The 19,899-nt window shown below is 41.6% G+C and carries 19 protein-coding genes; 15 read left to right on the top strand and 4 right to left on the bottom strand.

The features are described 5' to 3' along the window. Window positions 1-229 precede the first annotated feature (229 nt). The 3 genes from QFZ81_RS09160 (at window position 230) to QFZ81_RS09170 (ending at window position 3,478) form a co-directional block, all read left to right on the top strand. On the top strand, window positions 230-1,588 hold the full coding sequence (locus QFZ81_RS09160) for an ABC transporter substrate-binding protein (RefSeq protein ID WP_307445291.1): 1,359 nt from the start codon (window positions 230-232) through the stop codon (window positions 1,586-1,588). 108 nt (window positions 1,589-1,696) lie between these two features. Beyond that, window positions 1,697-2,575: a carbohydrate ABC transporter permease gene (locus tag QFZ81_RS09165; RefSeq protein ID WP_047687703.1), complete on the top strand. Its 879-nt coding sequence runs from the start codon at window positions 1,697-1,699 to the stop codon at window positions 2,573-2,575. A gap of 12 nt (window positions 2,576-2,587) precedes the next feature. Next, window positions 2,588-3,478 carry a carbohydrate ABC transporter permease gene (locus QFZ81_RS09170; RefSeq protein ID WP_307445282.1) on the top strand — a complete coding sequence of 297 codons (891 nt, stop codon included), beginning with the start codon at window positions 2,588-2,590 and terminating at the stop codon, window positions 3,476-3,478. Here the strand turns inward: QFZ81_RS09170 and QFZ81_RS09175 are convergent. Then, window positions 3,468-4,379, bottom strand: coding sequence for a helix-turn-helix domain-containing protein (locus QFZ81_RS09175; RefSeq protein WP_307445279.1), 912 nt, complete (start codon window positions 4,377-4,379; stop codon window positions 3,468-3,470). The two genes, QFZ81_RS09170 and QFZ81_RS09175, sit on opposite strands and share 11 nt — an antisense overlap. A gap of 118 nt (window positions 4,380-4,497) precedes the next feature. On the opposite strand from QFZ81_RS09175, the gene QFZ81_RS09180 reads away from it, so the two are divergent. After that, complete coding sequence (locus QFZ81_RS09180; protein ID WP_307602409.1) at window positions 4,498-5,787, top strand: hypothetical protein; 1,290 nt, start codon at window positions 4,498-4,500, stop codon at window positions 5,785-5,787. Window positions 5,788-5,800: 13 nt separating this feature from the next. After that, a complete protein-coding gene (locus QFZ81_RS09185; protein ID WP_307445274.1) occupies window positions 5,801-6,769 on the top strand; it encodes a hypothetical protein in 969 nt (322 codons plus the stop codon). A 106-nt stretch (window positions 6,770-6,875) separates the two neighbouring features. On the opposite strand, the gene QFZ81_RS09190 is transcribed toward QFZ81_RS09185, so the two are convergent. Next, window positions 6,876-8,609: an ABC transporter ATP-binding protein gene (locus QFZ81_RS09190; protein ID WP_307602412.1), complete on the bottom strand. Its 1,734-nt coding sequence runs from the start codon at window positions 8,607-8,609 to the stop codon at window positions 6,876-6,878. A gap of 350 nt (window positions 8,610-8,959) precedes the next feature. On the opposite strand from QFZ81_RS09190, the gene QFZ81_RS09195 reads away from it, so the two are divergent. The 8 genes from QFZ81_RS09195 (at window position 8,960) to QFZ81_RS09230 (ending at window position 13,868) form a co-directional block, all read left to right on the top strand. Continuing rightward, window positions 8,960-9,442: a DUF2975 domain-containing protein gene (locus QFZ81_RS09195; protein ID WP_307445269.1), complete on the top strand. Its 483-nt coding sequence runs from the start codon at window positions 8,960-8,962 to the stop codon at window positions 9,440-9,442. Window positions 9,443-9,559: 117 nt separating this feature from the next. Further along, window positions 9,560-10,039 (top strand): DUF2975 domain-containing protein, encoded by a 480-nt coding sequence (locus QFZ81_RS09200; RefSeq protein WP_307602414.1) that lies wholly within the window; start codon window positions 9,560-9,562, stop codon window positions 10,037-10,039. Between the two features lie 10 nt (window positions 10,040-10,049). Continuing rightward, window positions 10,050-10,271, top strand: a complete 222-nt coding sequence (locus tag QFZ81_RS09205) for a helix-turn-helix domain-containing protein (RefSeq protein WP_307445264.1) — start codon at window positions 10,050-10,052, stop codon at window positions 10,269-10,271. A 51-nt stretch (window positions 10,272-10,322) separates the two neighbouring features. After that, window positions 10,323-10,541: an alpha/beta fold hydrolase gene (locus tag QFZ81_RS09210; protein WP_307602416.1), complete on the top strand. Its 219-nt coding sequence runs from the start codon at window positions 10,323-10,325 to the stop codon at window positions 10,539-10,541. A 102-nt stretch (window positions 10,542-10,643) separates the two neighbouring features. Continuing rightward, window positions 10,644-11,222 carry a GNAT family N-acetyltransferase gene (locus QFZ81_RS09215; protein WP_307445256.1) on the top strand — a complete coding sequence of 193 codons (579 nt, stop codon included), beginning with the start codon at window positions 10,644-10,646 and terminating at the stop codon, window positions 11,220-11,222. A gap of 24 nt (window positions 11,223-11,246) precedes the next feature. Continuing rightward, complete coding sequence (locus tag QFZ81_RS09220; RefSeq protein ID WP_307602418.1) at window positions 11,247-12,503, top strand: FAD-binding protein; 1,257 nt, start codon at window positions 11,247-11,249, stop codon at window positions 12,501-12,503. Window positions 12,504-12,818: 315 nt separating this feature from the next. Then, entirely contained in the window at window positions 12,819-13,007 is a 189-nt protein-coding gene (locus QFZ81_RS09225; RefSeq protein ID WP_307445252.1) for a hypothetical protein, read from the top strand. A 471-nt stretch (window positions 13,008-13,478) separates the two neighbouring features. Then, on the top strand, window positions 13,479-13,868 hold the full coding sequence (locus QFZ81_RS09230) for a YmaF family protein (RefSeq protein ID WP_307445251.1): 390 nt from the start codon (window positions 13,479-13,481) through the stop codon (window positions 13,866-13,868). 190 nt (window positions 13,869-14,058) lie between these two features. Here QFZ81_RS09230 and QFZ81_RS09235 read toward each other — a convergent pair whose 3' ends face one another. Both QFZ81_RS09235 and QFZ81_RS09240 read right to left on the bottom strand, forming a co-directional pair. After that, window positions 14,059-14,382: a helix-turn-helix transcriptional regulator gene (locus QFZ81_RS09235; RefSeq protein ID WP_307602420.1), complete on the bottom strand. Its 324-nt coding sequence runs from the start codon at window positions 14,380-14,382 to the stop codon at window positions 14,059-14,061. Beyond that, a complete protein-coding gene (locus tag QFZ81_RS09240) occupies window positions 14,351-16,378 on the bottom strand; it encodes a cache domain-containing protein (RefSeq protein WP_307602422.1) in 2,028 nt (675 codons plus the stop codon). Before QFZ81_RS09240 ends, QFZ81_RS09235 begins: the two co-directional genes overlap by 32 nt. A 230-nt stretch (window positions 16,379-16,608) precedes the next feature. On the opposite strand from QFZ81_RS09240, the gene QFZ81_RS09245 reads away from it, so the two are divergent. Together QFZ81_RS09245 and QFZ81_RS09250 are read left to right on the top strand one after the other, a co-directional pair. Further along, window positions 16,609-18,111: an extracellular solute-binding protein gene (locus QFZ81_RS09245; RefSeq protein ID WP_307602424.1), complete on the top strand. Its 1,503-nt coding sequence runs from the start codon at window positions 16,609-16,611 to the stop codon at window positions 18,109-18,111. 24 nt (window positions 18,112-18,135) lie between these two features. Further along, the gene (locus QFZ81_RS09250; RefSeq protein ID WP_307602427.1) at window positions 18,136-19,716 is read left to right on the top strand and encodes a glycoside hydrolase family 43 protein; all 1,581 of its coding nucleotides are present in this window, start codon (window positions 18,136-18,138) and stop codon (window positions 19,714-19,716) included. Window positions 19,717-19,899 lie beyond the last annotated feature (183 nt).

A 19,899-nucleotide genomic window follows, 5' to 3' on the forward strand; every position in this document is an offset into this window, starting at 1 on the left:
TTCACAGAATTTGTCGAATGATAACGACTAGAATTCCGCATTAATCAGCAAAATACGACGATAATAGAGTAAGGAAAATAATATATACTAGATCAAAAAAATCCATCTACTATTCGGGAAAGTTCATTGAAAACGCTATCATCATATTCTAAAATATGTTTAACTCATAGCAGTCCAATTTATTCCAGTGGTGAGATATCTAATTATGTGAGAGGAGTCGATTGGAAGAATGGTAAAGAAAAAAACATGGGGGTTAACAACCAGCTCCGTCCTGATGCTAACGATGATTCTTACTGCTTGCAACTCTTCTGCACCGGCAGGCGGCAAGACAGCAGATGCAACGAAGGGACCAGCGCCTAAGGCTGGAAATGGAGAGGTTATCAAATTAAAGTGGAGTACTTGGGGTAATCCGGGAGAGTTAAAGCGCTTTTACGAACTGACAGATCAGTATAACAAAGATCATCCGAATGTGAAATGGGAGCTGGTAGCCGTACCGAATGATGGCTACGAAGAGAAGATCATTACTCAACTGCAGGGTGGTACTGCGCCAGACGCATTTTATGCTGGAGATCAAACTGTCGTTAAACTCATTAGTAACGGTTCAATCGAAGAATTGACACCATTGATGAAAGTAGGCAATGGCCCAATCAAAGCCGAGGATTTTGCTGAAGGATTATGGGGCGGTTCGAAGAAAGGCGATAAAATATATGGAGTCACAGTTGACTGTAATCCGTTAGTCATGTATTACAACAAGACTGTATTGACTGAAGCGGGTATCACCGACGATCCTCAGAAATTGTACGAAGCAGGGGAGTGGAATTGGAAGAAGTTACAAGAGTTAACGGAAAAGCTAAAGTCTAAAAATAAATATGGTCTTGTACTTGAAGATTGGTCATCCCCGGTTTATTCATGGGTAACGTTAAACGGAGGTAAAGCTTACGATAAGCCTCAGGATGGCAAATTCATTGGAGATCAGGATCCGAAAACGGTTGAAGCATTCCAATATCTTGCTGAAAACACAAAGAACAAAAACTTCGTATTCTCAGGTTCACTTCCTAAAGGACAAGGCCCAGATGCTATGTTCATGTCGAACCAAGTCGGATTTGGAATTGCTGGTCGTTGGTGGGTTCCGCAGTTTAATGCAAACACTTCTTTAAAATACGACATTGTCCCACTGCCAACTAACACTGGCAAAAAAATGGAACCAGCTGGCATTCCAACAGCGTACATGGTTATGAATAAAAAGACAGCTCATGCTAAAGAGACTTATGAGTTTCTATCTTACTTTGTTTCCAAGGATGGTCAAAACTTCCGTCTTAAAGGGGGAAATGCAGTTCCTTCGATTAGCGGTGTAGATGATCTCGTATTGGATAAGAATGCACAGCCGGCACATGCTCAATATTTCCTCGATGCTCGTGAGATTGGTTATGCCCTATGGCCTTCCGAATCAGGGGTTCCTGGAGCTTCTGATATTGTGAAAGATAACTACGACCTCTTGTTGTTAGGCAAACAGGATGCTCAGACGACATTAAAGAAAATAAGCGAAGGTGTTAATAAGAAGATCGACGAAGTAAAAGCGAAAAAATAAAAAATAGGATGCATGTACGGTAATGTGTGACATGAAGGAGGGAAGGATGTTTGTATTCCGTCTCTCCTTTTTTATTTTTTTTGAAACAATTTATAGGGGAGGATTTGCATGAACCGAAAACGTTCTAATACATTCTGGGGGTACTTCTTTATTGCCCCACAATTAATCGGACTGCTTTCCTTTTCACTTATCCCTCTGATCACAACCTTTGTTTTAAGTACATTAGATTGGGATGGATTTCAGCCTGCGACTTTTATTGGATTTAATAATTTCAGTTACGCCTTTCATAATCCTGATTTCCAGAAGGCTCTAGTAAATACCCTTTATTATTCCTTATTAACGGTCCCAATGGGTATTTTTCTTGCGATATTGGTCGCTGTTGCTTTGAACAAAGTGAGATATCGTGTTATGTATCGGTTGTTTTTCTTCATGCCAGTAGTTACAAGCTCTGTCGCTGTCGCGATTGTATGGATGTGGCTGCTCAATGGTGACTTCGGTATCATCAATTTTCTGCTGCATAGCTTGTTTGGCATTAAGGGTCCACAATGGTTGACCAACTTGAACCTCGTCCTGCCATCCTTGGCGATTGTGAGCATTTGGCAAAAATTAGGTTTTAACATGATTATTTTTCTGGCTGGTTTACAAGGAATATCCAGAGATTACTATGAGGCTTCTATGATCGATGGTGCATCGAGGTCACAGCAATTCTGGAAAATTACTGTGCCCCTTTTGTCACCAACTACCTTATTTGTTACCATTATTGGCATTATTGACTCGTTTAAAATCTTCGATACGGCTTTCGTTATGACGAGTGGTGGTCCAGCAAAAGCTAGTTATACGATTGTGTATCATTTGTATGAGCTAGCCTTCAAAAACTTTCAATTCGGACGCAGTGCGGCAGCGGCTACTATGCTTTTTGTTATCATTTTGACTTTCACCATTGCACAGACCTATATTTCACGCAAATGGGTCCACTACGCGGATTAAGGAGGATTTCGCATGAAAACGGTAAATCATAAATTAGTTCCAGCAAGAACAGTACCCAGTAAACAAAAGAGCAACCATATAGGTAGTAAAGTATCAACCATCCTTCTGCATGTTCTGTTGATTCTAGCCTCTGTAGTCATGTTTGGCCCGTTTTTATGGATGGCATTCAGCGGCTTAAAAGACTTAGCCCAAATCTTTCAAGTGCCGCCGACCTTATTTCCGAATCCATGGAGGTGGGAGAATATTAGCCGATCTCTAACAGCTATGCCATTTGATAAGGCATACATAAACAGTGCTTATATTTCTGTGATTGTGGTACTGAGTCAATTGTTAACATGCTCTATGGCCGCTTTTTCATTTGCTAAAATTGATTTTCCCTTTCGTAATGTTCTCTTTATCCTGTTTCTTTCCATGTTGATGGTTCCCGAACAGGTTACGATCGTTCCTCTATACATCATTTTAAAAAATCTCGGCTGGCTCGATACGCATTTATCCCTCATTGTTCCGGATGCATTGTTCAGTGCTTTTGGTGTATTTTTATTGAGGCAATTTTTTATGGGTATCCCACGTGATTTATCAGAAGCAGCCTATGTTGATGGTGCGAGCATGTGGAAAATTTACTGGCGTATCATGGTTCCCCTCATTCGTCCAGCTCTAGCTTCGTTAGCGATAGTTTCATTCTTGGGAAATTGGAACAGTTTTTTTAAGCCCGTCATTTTCCTGAGCTCAACCGACAACTTCACCGTACCTTTGATGCTTAGTACGTTTAAGGGACTCTATGTGACTGACTGGACTTTAATGATGTCTGGTTCTGCTATTGCCGTCATGCCCGTACTGCTCGTTTATCTTGTTCTCCAACGTAATATTATCGAGGGCATATCTATGACAGGCATTAAGGGTTAAGGTGAAAATAAACATTAATCGGATAATTTTCTTCCAATCGTTCGTCAGGAACGATGTGTTGGACACGCGGATCAGTGTATTCTTTGCGGTATGCTGTCGCTGTCATACCGTAATAGGCGGTAAAAGCTCGTGAAAAGTAATGATTCTCAGCATATCCACACTGCGAGGCGATTTCTTTAATGCTAAGTGTACTATGACGGAGCATATGAGAAGCGCGTTCTAGCCGCAGTTGAATGATCATTTGACGCAAAGGAATTCCGATGACACGTACGAAGACTCTAGTCAGGTGTTCATGAGATAACTGGCAATGGACTGCAATTTCGGCTACGGTGATAGGCTCAAGGAGCCTATTACGAATATAGGTTAATGCTTTGCTCACCACGAGCGGATAGGCGGGGTCGGTTACGGCCTCTTTTTTATTTTTTAAATATTTCATAGAGGGGATTGAAGTGTTTTTGCTTTTATTACCCAAGTATTCAAGTTCGCTAAGCAGAGCTAACAATAAGATATTGCACCGATTGGTATCTTTCTCTTCATGAGCGATATGGAGGATCTGGCTGATTATTGCCGATGGTAGCCCACCTTCCCTAATCGGTATTACATCACAACTCTTCGTACTAAAAAGCGTAGGCGCGAACCATTCACCACCATTGAAATGCAGAAAAAGATGACGAGTAGCTGCAGTCTCTCCGAAATGATAGCTGTGAGTTTCCCCTGCCTTTGTAAGGACCCAACTGGGCTGATTCAATGTATAAACTTGATCTCCATTTCGGTAGATGGTTCCATTTCCCTGAGGGAAAAACACCAACTCGTTATCGTCTAAAATACGTGGTCCCAGCTTCCAGTTACGTCGAACAATAAAGTCACCGCAGTAGTGTATAGTAGGCAATTTTTCATTCAATTGGAGGCACCCTTTCTGATCAAATAAATCCATTGAAATCCTTTCTTTATCTATTGTAAACGAATTCACATTAAGGGAAAATGAAATTATTCAGCGCTCGTTATAGGAGGGAATAAAGTTGGAAATTACATTTACAGGAATTGCTAATCCACATTCAATTGGTGCTTTTGGTGTTGATGCAAACGCTAAGATACTGCAGAGATATAGGTTCATTCATGAGCGTCTTATGTTTATAAGTGCAGCTCAGCTGCCTGCACGGCATAACTGGGATGTCAAAACTGCGATGGGACGGCACATCTATGAGGATGCAGAAGCAGCGGATCAGCTTCGTACACGTGTGAGTCATCTGCGTACGCCTCTTGCTAACGTTGGGCTGGAACCAGATCCAACTTTAACGCTGCTTATGGACGAAATTCTTCATGCTCGTACAGATTCCGAATGGTTAGCTGGCGTGTATACAGTGATTAAACCAGCGCTTATTGAAGCCTATAGGAGCCATATACAACGTACACAACAAATTGTAGATCAACCGACTATTCGTATACTACGCTCAATCCTTCTCGATCTGGAGGAACAAGTACATTGGGGAGAAGCGGCAATTGCTCACCTGAAGAACGCAGGGGAGTGGGAAGAGGCTGGCACTGAAGAACTATGTACGTTAATAAAGCGATGCATCCTTGCAGCAGGTGGAATGAGCAACGAAATGAAAAGGTCTTCTGAAATACCAGAACGTATAAGATCATTCCAGGTCTATCAATTGCCCAAAAAATCGCAACGAGAAGCACGTATGGGTGAAACAACCCTTTACCGTACAAGCATGGGAATGAAATTCGAGAAGCCGAATGAGGAGAGACTTGTCGGTATGATGAGAGTACGTCAGGAAGAGATGACGGCGGCGGAACTGATTGCGGCTGTGTTATGGTCACAAAAAGGAATGCCGTGGGCATTCTATCGGGACTTAGCAAGGCACTTGTGGGATGAGGTTCGCCATGCGTTGTTTGGTCAAGCAGCACTGGAGGCTGAAGGGTTAAATTGGCGTTCACGCCCGCAATATACGTCTGATTATGATATCAATATAGAAAAAATCCCGAGTGCGCAATACGCGTGGCTAAGTATTGGAATCGAAGAAGGGGCGATGAAGCGACCCGGGAAAGTAGGGGAATTTGAATTCTGCAGAGATCAAGTGAAGCATCCATTAATGACTCAGTTCCAGGATTACGATTGGGCAGATGAGGTGGTCCATGCTTCCTTCGGCCGTACATGGACTCCGGAGCTATTTGGTGAAGAACTAGGATTTATACGCGAAGTTGCGAAGCATGAATTGGATCATTTTTTCAGTGAAGTTCGAAAGGCAGAAGAGATTGCTGCTGCCGAAGATGAAACGGAGGATAGTACAATGAGGTATTGAGGGGGGAATAACAATGAAAATTGTTCCAGACAGGTTTGAGTTTGGAATCGAAAAAGAATATGCAATAGTTTATAAAGAACGTGACTTCATAAGTTACTTATTAGCATCACAACAGATTATAAATAAAATAAAGTCTATGTCGGATATCCATGAAAATCTAGTAAAAAAAGTGGGTTATTTGTTTCGCAAAGGCTGGGAGATACATCCTGAATATTCCAATGCTTTAATAGAAGTCGTATCTCCTCCTTACACCTTGGATAGTTTTGATGAAATAATAGATGGTTTTCAAGTTTTTGAGGAAGTTGTATGTAATTTGTTAATAGACTTCAAAGAAAAAAACACAAATCTAAAAGGAGAGATTTTATTTACAGATAAATTTAGTTCTTCGACAGATACATTCATTAACTTAAAAAAAGAAAAAATCACTGATATTAAACAAATTATACTTACGGATGAAGTTGTTACTTTTGTAGGAAGTGAAAATCTACTTCCCAATTCCTTTAATAAAATTAATGATTTAAATTTACTTTATGCGGGGTTTATTTCTACTCATGTTACACTACATCCTAAATATTGTTCAAGATGGGACATTAAACATGAGGCAGAATACTTTTGGAGCTTATTAGATCTTCTGTTTTTGTCTGAATATGATATAAATGACAATACCTTTTATTATAAAGGTAGTGATGAAATCCAATGTTCAACAACACCCCGAAGCGAACTAATATCATGGGCGGATAGGACAAGTATCTTCTATGAAAAAAATATTAAACAAATAATGGAAGGCGATGCTCAAGAGAAAGTTGATACATATAAACTTTTTTTAAATGAACAACACAAAGGAAACCGAACTTATTTAGCGAAAATAAAACATATTGAAGAATGGACATTATTTGAAATTAGAAGGTTTCATAGTGGAATACCAATTAACCATATGAAAGAATTTTTATTAAATGCAAGTAAGATTATAATAAACCCATAAAACCAAACACCAAGCATAGTTCAGTATACGGATGGAATTTTAGTCAAACTTAAAAGACGCTAAACAAAGAAATATTTGCTTAGCGTCTTTTAGGTTTATCCTAGTACTATAATTGATCAAACTGCATTTTATAAAACTTTGCATATATACCATTGTTTTCAATAAGCTTTGTATGTGTACCTTCCTCTGCAATCCCGTCTTCCGATAACACAATAATCCTTTCTGCACTTTTGATTGTGGACAGCCTATGTGCAATTACAAAAGCAGTGCGGTTCTTAGCTAACTTTTCAAAACTTTCCTGAACCACCCTTTCGCTCTCATTGTCTAGGGCGGAAGTGGCTTCATCCAATATAAGGATAGGAGGGTTTTTCAAAAATAGACGTGCGATACTTATGCGTTGTTTCTGACCGCCTGAAAGCTTTACGCCACGTTGACCTATATAGGCGTTGTAGCCATCCGGAAGCCCCATAATAAATTCATGAGCATTCGCATTTATGGCAGCGTTGATCATTTCCTCATCGGTAGCCCCAGGATTCCCGTACAAGATGTTCTCTTTAATCGTACCCGAAAACAAATACACATCTTGTTGTACGATCCCAATATTGTCACGCAATGATTTTAGCCTTATGTTTTTTATATCCGTACCATCAATTTTTATTGTACCTTCACTGGTTTCATAAAAACGCGGGATTAAACTGCAAAGGGTCGTTTTTCCAACTCCAGAAGGTCCTACAAGTGCTACATATTCACCGGGTCTTGCTGTAATGGTTATATTCTTAAACACATAATTCGAGTCGCTGGCATACTGGAAGCTTACGTTTACAAATTCCACTGAACCCTTTACATTGCTTAGCTCAGTAGCATCTTTGGCATCGGTAATGTCCGACTCAATCGCTATAATTTCCATAAAACGTTCAAATCCAGCCACCCCATTTTGAAGATTCTGAGTAAAGTTCACTAACCTTTTCACAGGGTCGATTAAGGTGTTTATGTATAACAAAAAGGTAATCAACTCGGTTAGAAGCAACTGGTTATAACTTATAAGAATGGCGCCCGCGATAACAACCGAAATGTTAATCAATGAAATAAACCCAGTCAAACCATTGTAGAACAATGCCTCCACCAAATATCCTTTTTTCCTGCTTTCTAAAAAACGATGGTTACTGCTTCTAAATTTATCCACTTCGATGTCTTCATTAGCAAACGATTGCACAACTCGAATCCCAGAAAGGCTGTCTTCAATTTGAGCGTTTATATCTGCGATACGTTCTTTATTTTTTTTAAGAGCGTGCTTCATCTTGATACTATAGCGATATGCAAAAATAAACATGAAAGGTAAAATCAAAAAAGTAGCTGACGCGAGTACCCAATTTATACTTAGCAATATAATGAACGAGCCCAGGATTCTCACCAAAGAGATCACCGTATCTTCTGGTCCATGGTGTGCAAGTTCGGATACATCGAATAAGTCTGTAGTTATCCGCGACATCAGTTGCCCAGTTCTGGCATTATCGTGATACGAAAACGAGAGCTTTTGAACATGCTGAAACAAATTCTTTCGCATGTCAGACTCGATCTTTGCCCCCATCGCATGCCCAAAATAGTCGGTATAGAAGTTGCTGACATACTCCACGACCATCAGAAATAAAAAGATGCCAACCATTTTAAAAACTAACGCAATATCGATTCCTTCGTCACTTATTGCGTTTTTGGTTATTTGATTTACCAGCAAGGGATAGGCAAGTACGGTCATCGAAGCTAGTGCTGCAAATAACAAATCGGCAAACAACACTTTTTTATAAGGTTTGTAGTAAGCTAGAAACTTTTTTAACTTTTCCACGAACTATTCCTCCAATTTATCCTTCTTTTAAGGATTACAGTGTTTTCTATAGTGAAATTGTTGATCATATTCACAGATTTTGTAAAATTTTTCATCTTTATCACTCCAATCGTTTTATTTTCATGGTAGCATCCCAAACCAGGCACCACAATTTAACAAATCATTATAATCAATTCTTATCATCTTATGGACGAAAGGGAGGATAGTGGAACGAGCTTTTTATCTTTGTCTAAAATTAAATGGATATCTATATAACAACAATAATATAATCATAATCGGTAATTATGTATTGTGAAACGATAAACTGCGTATTATAATCAAGTTAACAATAAATAAGTGAGGTGCTTTTTATGAAACGAGTGTCAACGCTCTTTTTAAAGATAGCTGTTATTTTTATTGGAATTCCGATTCTTGCTTTGTGCATCTTTTTGGTGCCTGAGATAGGGAATATTGCAGCAAAATTGCTTCCAGAGTTTGCTTATATAAAATATCTCGTTTCCATCGTATTTTATGCATCGGCGATACCTTTTTACTTTGCTTTATATCAGGCTTTCAAACTTTTACGCTATATTGACAAAAATAAAGCCTTCTCCGAATTATCTGTAAAAGCTTTAAAGAAAATCAAACACTGTGCCATCACAATCAGTACCTTGCATGTGCTAGTCTTGCCGCTCTTCTATCTCTTTGCGGATAAAGACGACGCCCCAGGTGTCATCTTTATCGGATTGGTTGTTCCTTTTGCTTCCATGGTGATTGCAGTCTTTGCCGCTGTTCTTCAAAGACTTTTACAAGAAGCGATTGATATAAAATCGGAAAATGACTTAATAGTCTGAGGTGATTAACCGGCAATAGTAATCAATATTGATGTGATGATGCCTAAAAGAAAAATAAAGATAATTGATATGAAAACGTTAAGTAACGTATTACAATTTATTAGTGAGGTGTTTTTTATGAACCGATGGGCAACTTTTTTCCTAAAGGGAGTTATTATTCTTATCGGAATTGTGGCACTTGCTTTATGTATATTTTTGTTGCCTGAGATAGCCAGTAGAAATGCAGAAGCGCATCCAGTGACTGCTTACTTGCAATATCCCTTTTTACTATCTGCTTATTTATTGTCTATTCCATTTTTCATCGCGTTGTATCAAGTATTTAAACTTTTAATTTACATTGATAAAAACAATTCTTTCTCGGAATTATCTGTTAGAGCTTTGAAGGTTATCAATCGCTGTGCAATCACAATAAGTGCCTTTATTGTAGTAGGAATCGTATTCGTCGCTATATTTATTGAAGGTGACAGAGCAGGAGTCATAGCGCTGGGATTATATTCCACTATTGCTTCAAGCGTAATCGCAACCTTTGTTGGCGTCCTCCAAAGACTTGTAAAAGAAGTCGTAGATATAAAATCTGAAAATGATTTAATAGTGTGAGGTGAAAACAATGTCGATGATAATCAATATTGATGTGATGTTGGCTAAAAGGAAAATGAGCGTAACAGAACTTTCGGAGAGGGTTGGAATAACAATGGCTAACCTTTCTATATTGAAAAATGGAAAGGCAAAAGCAATTAGGCTTTCAACTTTAGAAGCAATTTGCAAAGCATTAGAATGCCAACCTGGAGATATTTTAGAATACAAAAGTGACGAGAACACTCAAGGATAATAAAGTAGGGATAAATAGCATTGTGTATAATGAATTTGAGGTGGTAGTTTGATGGACTCACAATTTGCACTAAATGATGGAATCAAAATTAATTACCTGATTAGTCGTAAAGTAAGTGAGAATATTCCTTTAGTTTATGTCCCAGGAATGCTTGGTAGCGCCGAAGAATTTCCATTTGAGTCATTTGAAACCAGGCAAAATATTTCTATTAGCTTAAGAGGCCGCGGTAAAAGCGATGCACCGGATAGAGGTTATTCATTTCGGGGTTAGATTTGCCTACATAGGTCAAGATGGTTAGTTTTGGCTTAATATGTTTAATCGTTCTATCTCTAATAGTTATTGTAATCTTTTATGCTGGGGTAATTACATTAAATGGATATTGAAAAGAGGGATAAAATGCTCTTTAAAATTGACGATGATAAGATGCTTAAATTACTTGAACAAGACGATTCAGAAAGATTATTTGCATTAACAGATGATTCTAGACGTTATCTTAGAGAATGGCTACCGTGGGTTGATGGGACTTTGAGTGTTGAGAACACGAAATCCTTTATACAATTCTGTCAAAATCAACATGCTTCAAACAATGGATTCCATACAGCAATATGGTATAAAGGCGAAATCGTAGGATGTATCGGATATCATTCTATTGATTGGGCTAATAAAAAAACCAGTATTGGTTACTGGTTAGGTGAAAAGTTTCAGAGTAATGGAATTATGATTAAATCTTGCAAAAGATTAGTTGATTATACCTTCGACGAATTAGGTTTAAACAGAGTTGAAATAAGATGCGGAGTTAAGAACCTAAAAAGCAGGTCGATTCCAGAGAAATTAGGGTTTACGAATGAAGGTCGAATCCGTGAAGCTGAATATTTATACGACCAATACATTGACCACATTGTATATGGCATGCTTAAAAGTGATTGGAATTTTGGTAATAATAAATTATAAATACTTTCGAAGGCGTGTGAAGATATGAATAATATTTGGAACTGGGCTGGCAACTACAGGTATAGTACCTCTGAACTCCATATTCCCACAAGTGTGGAACAAGTACAGGAATTAGTGACTCGCAGTAAGCAAATAAAGGTGCTTGGCACACGGCACTCGTTTAATAGCATCGCCGATTGTAACGAAATCCTTCTTTCGCTTCAGAACATTAACCGAGTGGTAGCATTAGATACAGTACAAAATAAGGTAACTGTTGAAGCCGGAATCCGGTATGGAGAGCTATGTGAGCACCTACATAACCATGGTTATGCGCTTCACAATTTGGCATCGCTGCCACACATAACCGTTGCTGGTGCATGCGCTACGGCAACGCATGGTTCTGGTGATCGGAATGGGAATCTTGCTACAGTGGTTGATTCTATGGAAGTCGTTCAGGCGAATGGGGACGTGGCTGTATTCTCCCGCGAGAAACAAGACATCGCAGGTTCAATCGTTGGGCTTGGAGGATTGGGCATAGTCACTAAAATTACACTGGATGTGATCCCAACATTTCAAATGAGTCAGCATGTATATGATAATCTGTCTCTAATGCAGCTAAATGAGCACTTTGACGATATTTTTTCCAGTGCTTATAGTGTTAGTCTATTTACCGATTGGAAAAATGCGAATTTCAATCAAGTCTGGCTAAAGCGGAAACTAACTGATCAAGTCTCTGATCAGGTGGCACCTGAGTTTTTCGGTGCGCAATTAGCAACTTCACCTCGGCATCCAGTGCCAGGACATACAGCGGAGAATTGCAGCGAGCAGATGTGCATTGCGGGACCATGGCACGAGAGATTGCCGCACTTTCGTATGGATTTCACTCCGAGTGCTGGAGAGGAGCTGCAAAGCGAGTATTTCGTGCCGCGACAAGATGCCTATCAGGCATTGAATGCGCTTAATGGAATACGGGAGCATATCTCGCCACACCTTTATGTTTCTGAAGTTCGTACTATTGCAAAAGACAATTTGTGGATGAGCCCTAATTACAATCAGGATTCAGTTGCTATTCATTTTACGTGGAAGCCGAATTGGGAGGCAGTCAAACAAGTACTGCCGATGATCGAAAAGCAACTTGCGCCTTTCCGCGCTCGTCCGCATTGGGGGAAGCTATTTACCATGCAGCCCGCTCAGTTGAAGCCGCTCTACGAGAAGCTGCCAGACTTCCGACAACTGCTCCTTCATTATGATCCCCACGGAAAGTTTCGTAACGACTTTTTGAATAAATATTTGATGGTATGAATCGGATACTTGATTGCGAAGCAGGTGAAGCGTATTGTGCATTTTCGAGATGGTCAATTAATTCAATAATTACGGTACGTAGGTATATTGATTGTGGGCCTTGCGAAAAGAAACTGAGACGTCATGCGGGCGTGCACGCGGTTTGCGTTGTTGAAGCGAACGCTCAGATGCGGGAACGATCGATCCGGAAACCCCGGTTTATTCGTCTTTGGAAGAAGCGATCAACAGCGAGAGCCCCGATTTCGTCATTAATGTTACGCCTCCTCACATTCACACTGCGATTAACGAGATCGCGTCTTTGACGGCGGGACGGTCGTGGATTATCACGGCAGCATGATGGCCAAGGGAAAGCTGACAGAATGGTATGGAGATTGGCGTTTCGAAGGAGCGGAAGGCGCGATTGTGGTAACGAGCAACCAAGTGCAGCTTATGAAGGAAGGAAAAGCCGATGAAGTGTACACCTTTGACGGGGTAGGAAACGTGCTGTCGATCGATGAATTCTAGCTGCTTTGAAGGAAAAGCGGGAGCCAAGACCAAACGGAAGAGATTATTTGAAGTCGCAAAGCTTGGTGCATGCTGCAGCCGTATCGTCGAGAACGGGAAAAATGCTTTCCGTGGAAGAAGCATTTAGTGAGGTGTATGCTTAAAACGGTTTTGAAAGAGAGAGGCTCAATATGCTGAATTTGGACGATATGAAAAAAATCAAATTTAGTGTTAGACTTTCCGATTACACAACAGCTACCGACCGTGAGGTTACCATAGAGAAATCATGGGTGAATAATCAATTAAGCACTAGATTGACAATATCAGATAATCAAAAAGAAGCCTGCAAATCAATGCTCAAGTGATTTGCAGGCTTCTTCGTTTTCGTCTGAGATATAGTTATATCGCCAAACGATTGTACGAATGCCTATATCAAAAATAGGTTTATTGACATAATTTAATACCAGACCAAATTAAAAAGGAGCTGCTACATTGAAAAAAATCCCTGTTAAAGGATTCGTTCTTCACCCGAGTGACTCTGGGAACGAACATTCCCATGGTCTCTATATTACTTCTTGGGACGGTCGCCCCGTGTATCACGTTCACCCTTTTTCAGGTGTGACGTCTTATGACGATGGACACGTTCATCAATATGTGGGTGTTACCGAACCAGCTCCAACAGGTGTCCCCCATGTACATCGTTATTACACCGTAACATCAATAAATCATGGGCACACTCATGTCATTCAAGGGGTAACAGGCCCGGCAATTGATGTTCCGAGTGGTGGGCATATCCATTACTTTGAAGGTTTTACGACAGTAAATGGTGCGAGACCACATACGCATCATTACAAAGGAGCTACGGGTAATGAAGCTTTATAATCGGTTATCAGAAGCGTCTAATAAATTCTTTGCAAGGCATCATGATGATGTTCGAGATGGGCGGTTGTCAATAGAAATGTAACTGGATAGAAATTAAATAAAAAGCATGAGGGATGAGACCCTCATGCTTTTTATGCCCTCAAGACCGATCAGACCCACTAGTCAGTTCAACATAATCAAAATACCATACTTATTTATTTTGCGCAGAGAACTGGGTACGGTATTGGCCAGGAGTCATTCCTTCCAGCTTTCTGAAGAAGCGGATATAGTTTTGGGCATTCGTGTAAGTTAGTTTCTCGGCAATATCCTTGATGGGCAAATTCGTTTCTACCAGCCATTTCTTGGAGATTTGGAAGCGATAGTCAGCTAGGTATTCACTAAAAGACATATTCGTTTCTTTCTTAAAAACACTGCTTAAATAGAAGACGTTATAATGCATGCGTGAAGCACATTCTTCTAGCTTTAAATCTCGCTCGTATTCCTTATGAATGATATCGATGATTTGTTCGGACAAGTTCTGGTATTGGCATTCCTGCCGGTCCCCGGAAAACTTGAATCATGGGCAGAATAATTCGATCCTTGAACCAGGCTTCGATTTCTGAGCTAACATAGAGCTGAAGCAGCTCCTCATATAACGAGCCTTCTTGCAGATTTAGCTGCTCAAGTCGAATTCCTGCTTCCTGCATGACGATCATACAATTATTCAATAGACGAACTAAGGAAATCTGATATTCGTGAGGTGATCGTTCTTTTTGGAAAACTTCTTTCAGCCATTGGTTAAGCACAACGAAAGATCGATCCTCATTTGCCAATTTGATGGAATCGATAAGCTCGTTCTCCTGAAGCTTCGGGTATGCATAGATAAGCGTATGTTTTCCTGCATTGATACTCGCATAGGGGATAATGACGCCTTCCCCCAACGTGAGCCTGCGCTTCAAAGCCTCAAGTCCTTCCTGATAAGCTCTTGGAGCTTTGCGAATATGGGTGAAGGGCAGGCTTATCCCGATGCTGACGTCGAGTTCCAAATAATTGCGGATCATTCGCTGGATCTCTTCCGTCCATTGATAGAGCTGGTTACAGAATGCTTCAGTCGTGAGGCCGGAGCAGCCTATCGTCGTAGTTAGTGTTTGTTCAACGATAACCGGGGATAAGCAGCTATCGCCCGGGATCAGCTCCTCGATAATATTTTTAATAGCAAACAAAAGCAGATCCAAATCCGCCTGTTCATACCGCGTTTCCTTCAGTAGGTCGATCTGCAGGGTAAGCGTGGCAAGATTGTTCCAGGAGGAAATCTGCTTCGAATAGCCGAAGCGTTCAAGACTTTCTTCAAGTTCTCTGTTGCCGACGTTTCCCTGATACAGCTTGGCAAGAAAAAAGCTGCGTACTTGCATCCCGGTTTGGTAAAGCTCTCCATGAAGCTTGGAATTAGAAGCAAACAAATCTCTGAGATGTTCGTCAATGAATAGTAACTCGTTCTTATGGGGCTTGTCGGAATTGGGAAGTCGATCTGCGATGCCTTTCAGTATCCCGTGAATAGGGAAGTACATTCTTCTGCTCCCAAACCAGACGAAGAAAATGCTTAGCCCAATGATTCCCAATAGCACGTAGAGAGTAAACCAGCCAATGGCTCGTGCTTCCTTATTCGTAACAGCAATATCCGTTACCGAAACATAGATCCAACCGTTAAACTCAGATCGAATAAAAGTAATCGTAGAGTCTTTGTCATTCGACTTGGATAGGAATTGCCCGGATTTCCCCGCCAAGAGGGCGAGATCCGTTTCTGGTATGATGCCCGATTCCGTTACGAATTGCCCGACCTTAGCTTCATCCGAATGGATGATGATCCGATTGCTTTGGTCAAGCACCATCACATTTTGTGAATCCGAAGGAGCTCCCATGAGGGCTGCTAAACGACACTGCGGGATAGCGGCAAATAATAGGCCCCTTTTTTCCGAAGTATGTAAGGGCATTTTTTTAATCAAAGTAATCATGTATTTGCAGCCGGAGCTTTCCGTATCTGCAGCTCCTAGGGAATTGTTCGGCAGAAGCAGCCAGTTTGAATTGAATGGCAAATTCGAGTAGAGGAGTAATGAATTTTTGTAAGCGTATTCATTTAAATTGTACAATCCCGTGTTCGTGATCACCCAATTCTCGGTTGAATTTACCAAAATGATATCCGTTACCATGGTCTTTGAGGACTGCTGGTACGAAAGCTCTTTACGAATGGCATTATAGGCCTGAAAATCATAGGTGGTCATGGGCTTGTACAAAGCGTCCAGCATTAAGGTTGAATTGATGAAGTTATTGAGGGAATAGTCCAACGTCTGCAAAGTTTGCTCCAAATTGCTGCTCGTTTGTTCCATAAGCTGCACATTGCCTAGATTGACATGTTGTTGAATCGAATGCGATGATTTCATATAAGAAAAGAAACCAAGCGCCAGAAGAGGAATAATGCAGATAGCGCAACTGAATAACACGAGCTTGGTGTAAAAGCTTTGTTCACGCAGCATAATCTGCACTCCTTTCTTGGCCGGTATCTGGTTCAGCCGGTTACTCTATTCTAATGAAAAAGCCCGTTAGGGGCAATAATCACTTCAAAATGAAAATAATCATCAGATAATAAAAAGGCCTGCAACCCCTGTAAAACTGCGGCCTAATCACATGATTATATACGTAACCTGTGTTAATTAATATGATTAAGCTATGAACATCAATCACCCAGATTAAGGAGGACCGCAAATTGATAAAGAAAAATACCGCCATATTGCTCTCCGCTTTAACGGCGGTTTCCCTGATAGTCGGATGTGCCAATAAGATCGACTCAAGTGCTGAAACAACTAAATCAGAACATGAAGCTCCCAAAGGTCCGATTAAGATCAGCATCATGGCTGATCTGCAAACGACCGAGGTTCCTTCCGATAAGCTTGAGAAGGTTCTTGAGCAAAAAACAAATTCCGAACTGGAAATTCAATGGGTGCCTGACGGTTCTTATGATGAGAAATTCCAAGCTGCTTTTGCAACGGGCTCTCTGCCTCAAGTTGTTTATTTGAAGAACGCGGCTTCCTTTACCCTCATGCGTGACGCCGTTAGGAATAATCAGTTTTGGGAAGTCGGTCCGTTCTTGTTGGATTATCCAAACCTGAAGAACTTGAATCCGACAATTCTTAATCATACGGCTGTTGGAGGGAAAATTTACTCCCTCTATCAGGAAAGACAGCCGGCTCGTGCGGGCTTCATTTACCGGAAGGATTGGACCGATAAACTTGGACTCTCTGTACCAAAAACGGTAGACGAGCTATACACTATGTTGAAGAAGTTCAAAGATGCTGATTTGGCCGGCGGCGGAAAAACGATCCCACTGTCTGACCGTAATGATCTTGTTTACGGCGCCTTCAAAACCGTTTCCATGTTCTTCGGAACACCGAACGGCTGGGGAGTTCAAGACGGCAAATTGATTCCTGATTTCATGACCAAGGGTTATGTTGACACCATGAAGTTTATGAAGAAGCTCCGCGATGAAGGCCTGATCAATCAGGATTTCCCAGTTACGAGCAAAACGGATCAGCAGAACCTGATGGTTACCGGCCGCTCAGGACTCTATATTGGGACGATGGGCGATGTCAAAGGACTTCAAGAGAAGACGGTAAAAAACGTTCCGGAAGCAGAGTATGAGGTAGTGAACGATATCCAGGGCGTTGACGGCAAGAATATTACATGGGGGCTTTCAGGCTACGGAACTGTTGTGCTTTTCCCGAAATCTTCCATTAACTCCGAACAGGAGCTCAAGAGTATCTTGGGCGTCATGGATAAGTTCTATTCACCCGAAATAGCCGATCTTCTCAAGTACGGTCTCAAGGACGAGCATTATGCATTGAAGGATGGCAAAGTAGTTCCTTCCACGGACAGCAAGCTGATTGAGAAGGAAGTAAGGCCCTATCTGAATATGGCACTGTACGAGTCAACCAATGTTACGCCTGCGTACTATTCTCTTCCTGTTTTTGAGAAAGCCATCAAGCTCTCGAATGGAGCCGTAAAATTTATGATTACTGATCCTACCATATCCTTGGATTCCAAAGCATTCAATGAAAAGGGCTCCAGACTTCAGGATATGATGAAAGATGCCACTTACCAGTTCATTTTGAACAAAATCGACGAGTCAGGCTTCCAGGCTGCAGTGAAAAAGTGGCAAAACGACGGCGGCCAAAAAATCATCGACGAATTTAACCAACAATACAAGAAGTAACGATAGAAAAGCGGAGGAATTTTCATGAAAACATTTCGAAATCCCATTTTACCGGGCTTTTACCCGGACCCTTCGATTTGCCGTGTTGGTGAAGATTATTACATGGTCACCTCATCATTCGAGTATTATCCGGGTATTCCGGTTTTTCACAGCAAGGACTTGATTCATTGGCGGCAGCTTGGTCATGTCCTGGATCGTCCTTCGCAGCTAAATCTGGACGACACACCATCCTCTAGGGGGATTTATGCTGCGACAATCCGTTATTTTAACGGAATATTTTACGTAGTATCGACGTTTGTCGTTAGCGCGACTGGCGAACGGAGGAACTTTTATGTCACCGCCAAGGACCCGGCAGGCTCGTGGTCAGATCCTGTCTGGTTGCCCGGAGCCGTCGGCATTGATCCCTCTTTATTTTTTGATGATGACGGGAAGGTCTACTATACGGGCAATCGCAAGCCGCCTGAAGGGCAGCAATATGAGAAGCACGTGGAAATCTGGCTGCAAGAATTGGATTTGCAAGAGGAGCAGCTGACAGGACCGACATACAGCTTATGGGATGGGGCCCTTAAACAAATTCATGCGACGGAAGGGCCGCATCTTTACAAGATTAACGGATATTACTACTTGGTCGTTGCCGAGGGTGGAACGGGCCACACGCATTCAACCACAATGGCCCGCAGTAAAAGCATAACTGGCCCATATGAGGTGGCGAAAACAAATCCGATTCTGACACACCGTCATCTCGGTCGCAACTATCCTATCGTAAATGTGGGTCATTCGGATTTCATTGAAACCCAGAACGGCGAGTGGTATCTCGTTTGTCTGGGATCTCGCCCTTACGGGGGAAATTACCGTAACTTGGGTAGGGAGACATTCCTCGTGCCGTTCGTCTGGGAAGACGGATGGCCGGTGGTGAATCCGGGTAAAGGAATCGTTGAGTTCGAGCTGCCGATGCCGAATTTGCCATTGTGCCGATGGCCGTGGCTCGCAGCCTGCGATCATTTTGATGCAGCGATCCTTGGCGATCGATGGAATTTTATCCGCACGCCACGGGGGGATTTCTGGAGCTTGTCGGAGCGGCCAGGTCACCTGCGTCTACGACTGAAGCCTGAGACGATCACGAAAGTGACGAATCCAAGCTTCATAGGCAGGAGGCAGCAGCATATCAATTTTGCTGCGCGCACTGCATTAGAATTTACTCCTCTTACTGAAGGGGAAGTGGCTGGTCTGGTGCTTCTGCAAAATGAGGATTACCAATATCGCTTGGAGTCGGCGCTGATCGATGGAGAAGGAGTCCTTCGCCTGATCAAGCGAGAAGCGGGCGCGGAAGAGATGCTTGTCCTACGTCCGCACCAGGCAACCGGGAGATTGTATCTCATGGTCGAAGCGATTGAGCAGAATTATAGTTTTTATTTTGCTACGAATTCTGAGCAGTGGGAGCTCTTATACGATTGCGCCGATGGCCGAATTCTTAGCAGTGATGTGGCTGGAGGCTTTACCGGTGCTTATCTTGGAATGTATGCAAGTTCCAACGGGCAGCCCAGTACGAATCATGCGGATTTCGACTATTTCGAGTACAGTGAAATCTTCCCGAACAACGGATGAATGATAACAAAAAAGATTGCTTACTGCTGAGCCTTACGGGTCAGGTGGTTGGCATTCTTTTTCCCTTTTTAAGGCAGTAATCATGCCAAAATGAAAATAATCAACGGATAAGAAATGGACTTTTATTCCCGGTAAAAGCGCGGACAAATCCCAGGATTATATACGTAACTAGGGGCTCCTGAT

This window comes from Paenibacillus sp. V4I9 (assembly GCF_030817295.1).
In the GTDB taxonomy this organism is placed as follows: Bacteria; Bacillota; Bacilli; order Paenibacillales; family NBRC-103111; genus Paenibacillus_E.